Below are 12,967 nucleotides of genomic sequence, written 5' to 3'. Positions count from 1 at the left end.
GACCGACGGCGGGCGAAGCGACGCAGGGCTCAAGCGCGCAGCGCGCCGCGAACACGTCCAAGCCAGCCCGGATGCATTTGATCGACGCGGTGTGCCAGGCTGCGCCGCAGGAAGTGCAGCCGCCGCCGGACGTCCCAGCCGAGATCGTCACGAGACGTCAGCGCCTGACGGAAGCGCGCCATCTTCAGGGACTGCTGGTCCGCCGCGATCTTGTCGCGATCGGAATAGAACTGCGCAATCTTCTCCTGGCCCATACCGGCGGTCATGATCCATCGCGGCGCATATTCGGTGCAAAGACGATCGACGTCCACCAGCAGGCGCGCGACGCCCGTGCCGGCCGCGGGGCAATTGGTCTGGAACGCATCGCCGATGAGCACGACGCCCGGCTGAAGATGTCCCTCGACGACCGTCAGATCCATCACCCAATTCTGGACCCGGTCGGTGACGCGGAAATCGCCGAGATAGGGTCGCAATCCCGGCAGCAGACGCAAGAGTGTCGCTTCCGGTTCGCGACGCAGCTCGCGCATGATCGGATCGGTCGGGTCGCGGAACATGAAGAGATTGGCCCGCATGCCGGCGCGAACGGGAAACAGGCTGAGATAATCGATGCCGTCTGCCGTGCGCTCGCCGTAGCAGGTCAACGCCTCGAAATCGAACGGGCGACCGTCCTTCCGGGCAATCGTGAAGCCGAACGACACCGAGTGGCGCTCGGCCAGCACGCGCCGCCTGATACCGAGTTTGTAAGCAAGAGCTGCCGCCATGCCCGTGGCCAGAACGACAAGGCGCGCGGTCAGGCGCCGCCCGGAGGCCAGCTCGAGATGCTGGACGCCGTCGCTGCAGCTGATCGCGGTGACCTCGTCGACGATCAGGCTGGATGGATCGGGGAGCTGGCTGCGCGCCATGGCAACGAGGTCGGCATATGGAAATCCATAGGCCTGGCCGACGCTGACATCGACCACCTTGCCTTCCCGGATGTTGAGCACCTGATCATATCGACAAGCGGCCTTCTCGAGCGCATCGAGGAAGCCCAGCTTGCGGAGCATCGCCAATTGATGGCCGCCGATCTTTTCGACCCGGAACTCGTCCGGATGGACCGCCCGCTTGTCGATCAGGGCGATGCGGTGCCCTGCCCGCGCCAGCACGGCCGCCGCGAGCGATCCCGCAAGTCCGCCACCGACGATCGCGATGTCCGCGACGGTTCTCGACGCGCCAGCTGTGGCGTTCGGCTCGGTCACAGTTCTATCCGCCGTCATGATCCAGGCTCCCACGGTCAACCAAAGTCGCACGTGCAATTCTCTGGCCTGATGTCGCATCGCAGGGACGAACGCGATCATTTCTCGATATCGAGGTTAACGGGGCGGAGAGCCCGTCGACCTGACGATAGCCGGCACGCCTCTTGCTCTGGAATCTCCGTAAATTCCGGTTTCTGGCAGCTCAGTGGCCGATCCCGGCGAGCCAGCCCGCATTCAAACGGCTGATCTCGCCTTCGGTCCGGGCCAGGCCTTGCTTGATTTGAGACAATGAGGACGACGATGTTTCACAGTGAAGCAACCGGAATAGCCGCGATGTCGTCGCCGCCGGCAGGATGCTGCATTCCGCCCATTAACACTCGCGGTTTTTCGGCATGCTAGGTTGCCGCCGATATCGGAACATGTCTCTTCAGGAGAGAGCAGCTCCTTAAAATTCCATGATCGGATCCATCCTCCAGTTCCTGCGGCGTGACGTCACGCGCGGTGTCGTCGGGACCATCCTTCTCAAGGTTGGTAGCGGCGCGCTTGCGTTTGCGTTGTTCTCGCTGGCGGCACGAACGATGTCGCCCGATGGCTTCGGCATCTTTGCGACCTGGCTTTCGGTTGCCCAGATCGCCGCCGTCGTGGGACTGGTCGGCCAGGAATCCTTGCTGGTGCGCTTCCTGAACGAGTATCAGGTCGGCGACAGGCCGGACCTCACCAAAGGTGTCCTCCTGTCGAGCTTCAAGATTGCCTCGGTCGCAATGCTGATCGTGATCGCCGGGATCGCCATCGTGGCGAACATGAGAGGCGATTGGTGGCTGCTCATCCTTGCGGTGTCGGCCTATACGGCCGTGAATGCCGGAGTGATGCTGGGCAGCCAGGTCGCACGCTCGCTCGTCAGCATCCTCATGGGCGAGGGAAATCGCGAGTTCTTCTGGCGGGTCATCGTCGTCCTTTTTCTGCTCGCCATGCTGTTTGGCCATCGGCAACTCGATCCCGCCGAGCTGATCGCGGTGATGACAATTGCCATGTCGGTCGGCCTGGTTGCGCAGATCATTTCGATCGCGCGGGTGCTGCCGGATCTGCGCGGCACGGCGGCGCGCTCCGAAACGTCCCGCTGGCGGTCGAGCGCCCTTCACTTCTGGCTCGCCTCCATCCTTGAAGTCGCAAACCAGTATTTCGACGTCATCCTGGTCTACTGGATGCTGGATCCGGCGACGGCCGGTATCTACTTTGCCGCCTCGCGCCTCGCCAACATCTTCGCCATGGTGTCCGCGGCGTTGTACACTTTCGGCGCGCGCCGGCTTCCCTCGCTGTATTTCAGCAAGAACCATCGGGAGTTCGAGCGAACCTTGCGGTTGATGGCGGAAGTGACCGCGCTTTGCGTGGCCGCCGGGCTCGCCACGGTCTGGATCGGCGGCCCCTATCTCCTCAACCTGTTCGGGCCCCATTTCACCGAGCAGCATTCGGTCTTGATCGTGCTTGCGATCGGAACGGCCATCCAGGCCGCGGGTGGCCCGTCTGCTGCGATCCTGCAGCTGACCGGCCATGAACGGATCTATGTTCCCGTCGTTGCCGCCAACGTCGCGCTGCGGCTCGCGGGATTTCTCATCCTCATTCCCTGGCTCGGCGTGCTCGGCGCGGCGGTCTCGGCCACAGTCTCGCTGGCGCTCGCGACCATCGCCCTGAACGTGCTCTGCCGCCGGCGCACAGGGGTGGACCCTTCGATCCTCGTGCTTTTGCGCTTCAGCGCCATAAAACGCGGCAATTATGCAGTCGGCAGCGCCGACTCCCGTGACTAGGCGTCAAGCGCGCGGTCGCTCAGTGGATCATCGTCACGCGTTGCCGGTACGCCAACCGATTGGTTAACGCGCTGTCTGCGTACCATGCAGGAACCAGCGAAATGACCGCGCGAACAGCGCCGACAGCCGGGCCTCGCATTAACTCCGTTTGTTGCTAGTCGGTGTCCACACCATGGGTGCATGATAGGTACGGTGAAGATTTCGTTTCTCTAGCGGGTCGGGATCCGTGCTCCACTATCAGCCGAACAAGGAATTGGGCGAGACGACCGCGACAGCACCCGCGCGGCCAGACGGCGGCCGACCAAAGCTGCACGTGCTTCTCGCGCAAACCCAGGCCGAGAACGCCGGTGCTCAGGAGATCTCCAGGCTGCTCGGCGCTGGGCTGACCGCGCGCGGCTACCGGGTCACCAATCTGTTCTTCTTCCGCAAGTCGGATTCCTTCGACGAGCCGCCCGATACGCTCTATTGCGCGTCGAGCCGACCGGGCAATCCGGTGGCGCTGCTGCGGATGTTGTGGACGCTCGGCCGTCATATCAGGACGATCAGGCCCGACGCCGTGCTGACGTTCCAGCATTTCGGCAACGTCATCGGTGCCGGCGTGACGCGCCTCGTCAGCCGCGCACCTGTCATCGCCAACCAGGTTTCATCCGCGCTGGCGATGAGCCGGCCGGTCCGCACCGCCGACATCGTCATGGGCAGTGTCGGCTTCTTCGACCGCATCACGCTCAATTCGCAGGACATGGAGCGCGAGTATTCGCGCTACCCCGCGGCTTATCGTTCGCGCATGGTGCATGTGCCGCACGGCTTCGACGACAAGGCGCTGACCCTGTCGAAGGAGGCCGCGCGACAGAAGTTCAACCTGCCGCCGGATCGTGTCCTGCTCGGCTGCGCAGCAAGGCTGCATCCGCACAAGCGGCTCGACATGGCGATACGTTTGCTGCCGGACCAACCGTCCTGGCATCTTGCGCTCGCCGGCCAGGGCGCCGACGAGGCTCGGCTGCGGCAGTTGGCCAGCGACTTGAAGGTATCGGACCGGCTGCACTTGCTCGGGGAAATCCCCCCCAGCCGAATGGCGGATTTTCTCGCCTGCCTGGACGTGTTTGTATTCCCGACGCAGGCGGAAACCTTCGGTCTGGCCGCGGTCGAGGCTGCTAACGCCGGTGTTCCCTCCGTCGTGACCGATCTTCCCGTCTTGCGCGAAGTGTTGTCTTACGAAGGAAAACCGACTGCACTCTTCGTCGATGCCTCCGATCATACGAAGCTCGCGGCAACCGTCTCCAGGCTGCTGATGGACCAGAATCTGAGCGCTGAACTGCGACAAAATGCCAAAGGCCTCAGGTTGCGCTATTCGGTAGATGCCATGGTGGAGGAATACGTTCGAATTCTCAGCCAGGTCACTTGACCTGATACGTTGGAATAGATGGGCTCGACATGATCATCGAGTTTCGCTGTGAACGTGAGCACGCGCGGCGCTGGATGGGCCGCGACATGCTGTCGATCGACGGCCAAAACGTTCCTGTGCAAATCGCGTGGGTGGCAACGGCCGAGCCGCGGCCCGCGGGTCTCAACGCACTGTTCGAGCTCGAACGCATGGTGTTGCACAAGGGCAAGCACAGCGGCGCCAACAGGCTGAACATCGCCCCGGAACGGACGCAGGTTCGCAACCAGACGGCCGACGTGATCGTCGACTTCACCGGCGGCGCGCGCGATCCGAACAGCTCCGCCCGGCTGTATCTCCGTCCGCTGTTCAATGGAGTTGCAGGCGAGAACGCCGCGCTCGCCGCCATTCTGGCCGGCGACCTGCCGGTGATCGACATCGTCAACGAGGTCGACGGTTCGGTCCTCGATCGTGGCCATCCATCCGGAGAAATTGCCGCAGGCCTCAGCGGCGCACTCGAGACCGTCATGGCGCGAACCCTGACCATGGTGGCGGCGATCCTGTCGGGACGGCCGCGCATCGTGCCGCAGTTGGCGCGCCGCGCTGGAAATGGCTCGTACCGCGCGCCCCTAGGCTACGTCACGCGCGGCCTTGCCGTCTCGATCGCCAAGGAGATCTATCGCCTCTGCTGCTATGCCCCGCATTGGCATATCGGATGGCGCTTCAATGACGGCGCGGGCGTCTGGCAGACCGGAGAACTATCGGGCCCAAGCTGGAACGTTCTGGAAGATCCCGGAAACCACTTCTACGCCGATCCTTTCCCCATCACGTGGCAGGGACGAACATTCGTCTTCTTCGAGGATCTCGATCACCGTGTCGGAAAAGGCATCATCTCGGCGATCGAGTTCAGTGACAGTGGACCGGTTGGCGAGGTCGTGCCGGTGCTGGAGGAGCCCTGGCACCTCTCCTATCCATTCCTTATCGAGGACGGTGGCGAGTTGTGGATGATCCCGGAGAGCTCGACTCACGGGGACGTCGCCCTCTACAAATGCGTCCGGTTCCCGGACAAATGGGAGCGACACACGACGCTCCTTTCGGGCCTCGAGCTCGCCGACGTCACGATCACACAGCACAACGGGCTGCATTATCTGTTCGGAGCCTGGCGCGACGGAACCGGCGGCTATTCGGATTCGCTGGCGATCTACTACGCCGATCGCCTGTTGGGCCCGTGGTTGCCCCATGCCAGCAATCCAGTCCTGATCGACCGCGCAAGCACGCGGCCGGCCGGGAATTTCGTCACGCTCCATGACAGATTGTGGCGCCCGATCCAGAACTGCACCGACGGATACGGCGCGGCGCTCGCGCTGGCGGAAGTGGTCGAACTGTCGCCGACCGCCTTCAAGCAGATCGTGCGCCATTCTCTGAGGCCGGGACCGCTATGGCCCGGCAGGAAGCTCCACACCCTGAACCGCTGCGGCCGGCTCGAGGTGATCGACGGATCGCGTGTCCAACCCAAGACCCGCGCCTTCGCGAGCAGACTTCCATCGGCGATTCAGTCTCCGCGCACCAGTTCATCCACGGCCAGTTGACGCCACCGGCGTGATGCAAAGTAGAGCCGCGCTGTCGCTCGCATCGCATCCGAGTGCGCGGGCAAGGACGTGCCCGATCGTTCCCGCCTGCGACGCGGCACCGCGCCAGGCCACGATCTGGTCGGGACGTATCAAAGCGAGATCGGCATCGTAGAGATCGCGCAAGGCTGCCGGCAGCGTGACGAGCTTCAAATCCACCCCGAGGGCGCGGACGGCGTCAGCGACGCCGGAATGAGCCAACGCGGCCTCGCCAAACTGGAGCAGCGTCCATTCGAACCCGAACAGGTCATACAAGGACACGCCGTCGTCCAGCCACGCATGCGGTGCGCGGCCGCCGGGACAGGCGCTGGGAACGTAGACGTTCGCAGCATCAGGCGGCGGCTGGCTGCCATCGGAGACGATGATCGGCGAGCCGTCGTAGCGCCCGCCGAAAGTCACACCGGGGATGTTGAACTCCGCACGGGCGTGCTGCTCGAGATAGACCCCTGCAATCCTTCGCGCCTCGCTGCCCTCGTCCGTGGCGTCTTCGATCTCCGGCGCCGGCGCGAACAGACCAAGGGAATCGGCAAAGCGCCGGGCATAGTCGGTGTTGCGGAGCGCGACCGGACGTCGCTCGATTTCGTAGCTGTCGAGCAGCGTTGCCGGGCTCAGACCCCTAACGACGCTTGCGAGCTTCCAGCCGAGATTGACCGCATCCTCGATCGCGGTGTTGTAGCCGAGCCCGCCGGTCGGCGTGAACAGATGCGCCGCGTCGCCGCCGAGAAAGACCCTGCCCCGTTGCATGCCGTCCGCGACCAGCGCGTGACCGGCGGTCCAGGTCAGGAAGGACAGCACCTCGCAGTCGATCGGCCCACCGCAGGCGCGCTGGAACGCAGCCCTGGCTTCGCTGATCGTGATCGCACTCTCGTCTTCGCCCGGTCGAAGCTGCGTGTGAAATGCGAATTCGTCGCGTCCGTTCACCGAGGCCATGAAGGCGCGGCGGTCGCCGTTGAAGCAATTGTACATCCACGCCCTGGCGTGCGGGATGCTCGCATAGAAGTCTGGCGAACGGAGATAGACCGCCAGCATGCGGCCACCCATGAAATCGCGTTGCGTTCCGGTCTCGCCGCCATAGACGATCCCGAGCGATTGACGAACCATCGAGCGCGGCCCGTCGGCGCCGACGAGGAAGCCGGCGCGAACCTGAAAATGGCTGCCATCATCGAGACATTCGATTTCGCCCACGATGCCGTCATCGCTTTCGGCGTAACTGATCAGCCGGTGGCCATAGTTGAGCTTGATGCCGGCAAGCCGTTCGGCATGGCGGCGCAGCACCGCCTCGACATACTTCTGCGACACCCGGTGCGGCAGCTCCGCCGCGCTCCAGGAGCCTGACATGCCCCTGATGAGCTCGCTGGCGCGCGCCGATGACGGCAACTGAAACCGCGCCAACTCGTAAGCCGCGTAGCGCGTGAAGTACGCAACGTCGGTCGGATAATCGGCGGGCAGTCCTTCGCGCCTGATCTCATCGGCAAATCCCAGCCGCCGATAATGCTCCATCGAGCGCGCCTGCGTCGCATTGGCTTGCGGATTGAACGCGGTGCCCGCCTTTTCGTCGACCAGGATCGCGGACACGCCGCGCCGGCCGAGCTCATTGGCCAGCATCAGCCCGCAGGGTCCCCCGCCCACGATGAGCACCGAGGCTGCTAGACCTGTTTCCAAGACGCTTCTCCCTACCAGCATTATCCTGCATGGTAAGGATACCTGACAATATCGTCAAGTTACCTGACTAACTGGCATCGTCGAGCGTGTCGAACTTCGCGCCGTAGAGCGCCAGCCCCTTCAGGATCGCCTCCATCGCGGCCTTGCCGAGCTCGGCACGCATCTCCTGCTCGGCGACATCGACCGCATCGCGGAAGGCATCGAGCCATTTGTGACCGGCCCGCGTGAACATGACAATGCGCGCACGACGGTCGGTCGGGTCCGCGATGCGATCGACGAGGCCGAGCTCCGCGCATTGATCGACCAGCTCGCCCATCGCCTGCTTGCTCATCGAGGCACGGCGGGCAAGCTCTGTGAGCCTCGTCCCCTCGACGTCGAGATTGCGGGTCAGGCTGACATGCGCAATGCGCGTCTCGTCGTGTCCCCGCTCGCTCATCAATTCGAGCACGCGGCCCTCGAAGCGCCGCACGGCGTTGTTGAGCAGGCGACCGATATTGGCATGCCGCCACGCGGTGCCGGATGAGATGCCGGCTGAGATGCCGGCTGTCTTGGCTTTCACGAGATCTGCTTCCGATTCGACCGATCGAGGTTGCGCAAAGCTAACACAACAGGCGGCCTGGCGCGCTCGGACAGCTGATCAGCGTGTGTTGGCGACTCTGGCGCCACGGACGGCGTGGATCGATACGCCGCCCGTCGTTTCGTGGCTCGATCACTCCCGGCTGCGGACGGCTTACTGGGAGCGATCCGAGGTCCAGCCCTTGTACTGGGCGACATTGTCCCTGGTGACGAGCTTGGACGGCAGCAGCTCGACGGTCGAGGCCGGCTTCTGGCCATTGAGAATGCCGACACCGACCTGCACCGCCCTCCGCGCCATGAAGAACGGGTCCTGCGAAGCCGAGGCCTGGATCTGCGGCGATTGCGGATCTTTCAGCGCCGCTTCGATATCGGGCGCGCCGTCGACCGCAGTGATGACGATGCCGCTGCGGTTCTGCTGGCGAGCCGCAAGATCGGTGCCGATCGCCTGCGGATCGTTGATGGCGAAGATGGCGTCGATCTTCGGGAAGCGGGTCAGATAACCCTGCGCGACGGTGAGGCCGCCCTCGCGCGAGCCTTTGCCGTCCTGGTCGTTGGACAACACCTTGATGCCGGAATTCTTCGAGAACACGTTCTTGCAGCCGACGACACGATCGATCACGGCGGAGACTTGCGGCCCGTTCTCGATGATGACGTCGCCCTTGCCGCCCAGTTTGTCGACGATGTACTGGCACGAGATCTCGCCGGCCTGGACATTGTTCGTGGTCACCGTCGCATCGGCGCCTTCGGCCGCGGTATCGACCGCAACGACGACGATGCCTGCGGCTTGCGCCTTCTTGATCGCCGGCCCGATCGCCTTGGGATCGCCGGGGTTCAACAGGATCAGATCGACACCGGCGGCGATGAAATTGTCGATCTGGGTCACCTGCTTACCGAGATCGTATTCGAAGCCGACCGTCGTGATCTTCACATTGGGATTGGCCTTCTTCGCCTCGAACTCGGCGCCCTTCGACAGCGCGACGAAGAACGGGTTGCCCATCGACCCCAGCGAGACGCCGATCGACTTGAGCTCCTTGGCCGAGGACGGCACGGTGCTAAGAACAAGCGCCGTCGCGGCGCCGGCGAGCATGATCGTCTTCAACATGGACTTCCTCCCTGGTCTGTCTTCGTCCCCGGCACGGCAGACCAGTTGCCGCAGCGGAATCCCGTATCACGCCATGCGCGCCGAACATTAAGTTCTGGCGGAGCCTTCACGTTCTGGCGGAGCCTTGCAGCCGGTAGCGATCGAGCGCTACGGCGCCGATGATCACAAGGCCCTTGATCACATATTGCCAGATGTCGGAGACGCCGACGAGGATCAGACCGTTCGACAGGACGGCGATGATCAGCGCACCGACCAGCGTGCCCCAAATCGAGCCGATGCCGCCGACGAACGAGGTGCCGCCGAGTATCACGGCGGTGATCGCATCGAGCTCGTAGGACTGACCGAGCTGCAGGCCGTTGGCCGCATAGAGCCGCGCCGCCTGCATGGCGCCGCCGAGCCCGGCGAAAAGCCCGGAGATGCCGTAGACGAAGATCAGGACGGCCCAAACCTTGATGCCGGCAAGCCGCGCCGCGCTCTCATTGCCGCCCACCGCATAGATGTGCACGCCAAGTACGGTCCGGCGCAGCACCAGCCACGAGACCAGGATGACGAGCAAGGCAATCACCGAGAGCCACGGGATCGACGCGACGCCGGGGATGAGCGTGAGCGAGCCGTTGCCGATGAAGGCATAGGGAATGGATGGATTGAACACGGTGGTGTCGGCGCCGAGCAGCCGCGCCAGGCCGCGCACGGCGGTGAGAGAGCCGAGCGTGACGATGAACGGCGGCAGGCGGAGCAGCGCAATCAGCGCGCCGTTGACGATACCGAAGCCAAGGCCGGTGAGCACCGCGGCCGGCAGCCACAGCATTCCGAGCTCCGGCAGCTTGGAAAGCGTCAACCCGGCCATCGCGGAGGCCGCCAGGATCGAGCCGACCGAGAGGTCGATGCCGCCGGTGAGGATGACGAAGGTCATGCCTGCGGCGAGCACGGTGTTCACTGCGGCCTGCTGCAGCACGATGCCGAGATTTTGTCCGGTGAAGAAGCGTCCCTCGGACAGGAAATGGAAGCCGATGCAGAGAATCAGCAGCACCGGCAGCATGCCGAGTGCGCTGATCAGCAGCCTCACCCGCTGGCGCTTTGTCTCGGCGGCAGCGCCGTTGGCCGTCGTGGTCGCGGCGGGCTGGGCCTGCGAAGCGCCATTGTCAGGCATCGAGATGCTCCATCCCCGTGGCAAGCGCCATGATGTCTTCTTGTGTCAGTGGCGAATTGGGGCCGCGCGTCACCTCGCCGGCGATGCGTCCGGCACGCATGACGACAACCCGGTCGCAGATGCCGATGATTTCAGGCAGATCGGACGAGATGACGAGGATGGCGGTGCCGGCCTTGGCCAGATTGTCGATGATCGAATAGATCTCCGACTTGGCGCCGACATCGACGCCACGCGTCGGCTCGTCGAGAATCAGCACCTTTGGTGCAATCGCGAGAAGCCGCGACAGCAGCAGCTTCTGCTGATTGCCGCCAGAGAGCCCGCCTGCGGGGACGCCGACATTGGCGGCTCGGATGCTGAGCCCCGCGAAGGCCCTGTCGGCGCGCTCGCGCGCCTTGTCGCGATCCAGGAACCAGCCGAGCTTCGCATCGCGCGCGAGCACCGCGAGGTTGATGTTGTCCAGACATGACATGTCCAGGAACAGGCCGAGCGCCTTGCGGTCCTCGGTCAGATAGGCGATCCCGGCCTCGAGCGCCTCGCCCGGCGTGCGGATCTCGACCGGCCGTCCCTCCAGCTCAAGCCGGCCGGAGGTTTTGGGCAACGCGCCGATCATGAGATGCGCAAGCTCGGTGCGGCCGGCGCCAATCAGACCGGCGAGACCAACCACCTCGCCCGCATGCACGGTGAGCGAGCAACCCTTGACGCGCTGACCATCGGCCATATCGATTGCTGCGAGCACGGGATGCCCCCGCCCCGCCTCCGGATCGTGGTCCTTCTTGTAGAACGATGAGACGTCGCGCCCGACCATCAGCCGCACGATGGTGTCGGCGCGAATGTCCTGCTTGTCGAGCGAGCCGACCAGCCTGCCGTCGCGCAGCACGGTGACGCGGTCGCCGAGCGCGTAGACCTCGTCCATGCGATGCGAGATGTAGATGATGGCAAACCCCTCGGCGCGAAGCTGGCGGATCAGCGCGAACAGCCGCGCGCTCTCGCCGGCCGACAGCGCCGTGGTCGGCTCGTCCATGATCAGGATCTTTGACCTCGCGTGCAGCGCACGCGCGATCTCGACCAGTTGCCGCTGGCCCATGGAAAGATGCGCCACCAGCGTCGATGGCAGGAAGTCTGCGCCCAGCCGTTTCAGGATGGGGCCGACGCCCTCGCGCATCTCGCCGCGCGCCAGCATTCCCGAACGCGAGATCTCGCGTCCCAGATAAATATTCTCGGCGACACTGAGATTGGGGGCGAGCGACAGCTCCTGATAGATGATGGAGATGCCTGCGTTGCGGCCGCCGAGTGGACCTTCAATCCGCACCGGGTGTCCTTCGATGCGGATCTCGCCGCCGGGATCAGGCCTGTAGGCACCGGACAGGATCTTCATCAGCGTCGACTTGCCGGCGCCGTTCTCGCCCATCAAGGCATGCACTTCGCCGGCATGGACCGTGAGATCGACGGCACGCAGCGCCTTGATGCCGAAGAAGGATTTCGAGACCCCGCGCATCTCGAGGATCGGATCGTTCATCGTGCCTCCCGGCGCACAATGCGTTTCCCACCCGCGTCTCGATCGTTCTGTCAGCGCGGTTCACGCATTAAACAAAAGCCCGCAGGCCAGAGCAATACCGAACACGCGAGAATGCAACGTCGAGGCGACGCTAGTGGCGCGGCCGATACAGTTCGCGCCACGCGGGAAGCCGCTCGGCATAAGCATCCGTCAGCCCGGCGTCAGGTTCGAACGTCTCGATGCGCTGCGGCGGTGTGCATACGACATCGATTGCCTCACCGGTGACAGCAAGCCGCCCCAATCTCGCCGCACCGAACGCCGCGCCGGTCTCACCTACGGCGAAGCGATGGACTGGAACATTCAGCACGTTTGCCAGCACCGAGAGCCAGAACGGGGATCGCGATCCACCGCCAATGACATCGGCTTCCGCGATCGCAATGCCGGCACTCGCGAGTGCGTCGCGGCAATCGGCTAGCGCGAAAGCAACGCCTTCGAGCACCGCCTGCACGATCGTCTCGCGATCGGTGCCATGGCTCAACCCATCGAGCATGCCGCGCACGACGGGATCGTCGTGCGGCGTCCGTTCACCCGCGAGATAAGGCAGGAAGCTCACCGGCGACGGCGCCTGCGGGCGCGACCCGAGCGGCGCCAGCAACTCGGCCTCGGTGACGCCGAACAAGCGAGCGATCCAGGCGAGGCAGGAGGCGGCCGAGAGGATCGCGCCGGCCTGAATCCACATGCCGGGAATGGCGTGGCAGAACGTGTGTACGATGCGATCAGGGTTTGCGGCAATCCTGTCGGTCGGTGCCAGCAGGGCACCCGAAGTTCCCAGCGACACGAAGGCGGTTCCCGGCCGGATCGCACCGATGCCGACGGCCCCTGCCGGATTGTCCCCCGCGCCGCCCGCAATGATCGGCTGCCCCGTCATGCCCCAACGCCGGG

The 12,967-nt window shown here is 64.4% G+C and carries 10 protein-coding genes; 3 read left to right on the top strand and 7 right to left on the bottom strand.

What is annotated here, in order from left to right:
* Window positions 1-29: 29 nt before the first annotated feature.
* Window positions 30-1,253 (bottom strand): NAD(P)/FAD-dependent oxidoreductase, encoded by a 1,224-nt coding sequence (locus tag MOV75_RS11135; protein ID WP_247005677.1) that lies wholly within the window; start codon window positions 1,251-1,253, stop codon window positions 30-32.
* Between the two features lie 434 nt (window positions 1,254-1,687).
* Between MOV75_RS11135 and MOV75_RS11130 the strand changes: the two genes are divergently transcribed.
* The 3 genes from MOV75_RS11130 to MOV75_RS11120 all read left to right on the top strand — a co-directional run bounded on the left by MOV75_RS11130 (window position 1,688) and on the right by MOV75_RS11120 (window position 6,001).
* Window positions 1,688-3,034: a lipopolysaccharide biosynthesis protein gene (locus MOV75_RS11130; protein WP_246924474.1), complete on the top strand. Its 1,347-nt coding sequence runs from the start codon at window positions 1,688-1,690 to the stop codon at window positions 3,032-3,034.
* Window positions 3,035-3,260: 226 nt separating this feature from the next.
* On the top strand, window positions 3,261-4,436 hold the full coding sequence (locus MOV75_RS11125) for a glycosyltransferase family 4 protein (protein WP_246924471.1): 1,176 nt from the start codon (window positions 3,261-3,263) through the stop codon (window positions 4,434-4,436).
* 29 nt (window positions 4,437-4,465) lie between these two features.
* Window positions 4,466-6,001: a hypothetical protein gene (locus tag MOV75_RS11120; protein WP_246924469.1), complete on the top strand. Its 1,536-nt coding sequence runs from the start codon at window positions 4,466-4,468 to the stop codon at window positions 5,999-6,001.
* Here the strand turns inward: MOV75_RS11120 and MOV75_RS11115 are convergent.
* From MOV75_RS11115 to MOV75_RS11090, 6 genes are all read right to left on the bottom strand, one after another.
* Window positions 5,984-7,723, bottom strand: a complete 1,740-nt coding sequence (locus tag MOV75_RS11115) for an FAD-dependent oxidoreductase (RefSeq protein WP_246924466.1) — start codon at window positions 7,721-7,723, stop codon at window positions 5,984-5,986. The genes MOV75_RS11120 and MOV75_RS11115 overlap by 18 nt on opposite strands.
* 46 nt (window positions 7,724-7,769) lie before the next feature.
* The gene (locus MOV75_RS11110) at window positions 7,770-8,240 is read right to left on the bottom strand and encodes a MarR family transcriptional regulator (protein ID WP_246924480.1); all 471 of its coding nucleotides are present in this window, start codon (window positions 8,238-8,240) and stop codon (window positions 7,770-7,772) included.
* Window positions 8,241-8,432: 192 nt separating this feature from the next.
* Window positions 8,433-9,380 carry an ABC transporter substrate-binding protein gene (locus MOV75_RS11105; RefSeq protein WP_246924463.1) on the bottom strand — a complete coding sequence of 316 codons (948 nt, stop codon included), beginning with the start codon at window positions 9,378-9,380 and terminating at the stop codon, window positions 8,433-8,435.
* A 106-nt stretch (window positions 9,381-9,486) separates the two neighbouring features.
* Window positions 9,487-10,530, bottom strand: coding sequence for a ribose ABC transporter permease (locus tag MOV75_RS11100; protein ID WP_246924460.1), 1,044 nt, complete (start codon window positions 10,528-10,530; stop codon window positions 9,487-9,489).
* A complete protein-coding gene (locus tag MOV75_RS11095) occupies window positions 10,523-12,046 on the bottom strand; it encodes a sugar ABC transporter ATP-binding protein (RefSeq protein WP_246924457.1) in 1,524 nt (507 codons plus the stop codon). The genes MOV75_RS11100 and MOV75_RS11095 overlap by 8 nt, the downstream gene beginning before the upstream one ends.
* Window positions 12,047-12,176: 130 nt before the next feature.
* On the bottom strand, window positions 12,177-12,967 hold a 791-nt coding region (locus MOV75_RS11090), incomplete at its 5' end, for an FGGY-family carbohydrate kinase (RefSeq protein ID WP_246924454.1).

It is taken from the genome of Bradyrhizobium sp. PRIMUS42, assembly GCF_023006515.1.
Classification (GTDB): Bacteria; Pseudomonadota; Alphaproteobacteria; order Rhizobiales; family Xanthobacteraceae; genus Bradyrhizobium.
Note: the sequence above shows the minus strand (reverse complement) of the source record. Positions and strands in the feature narration are given on the sequence as shown.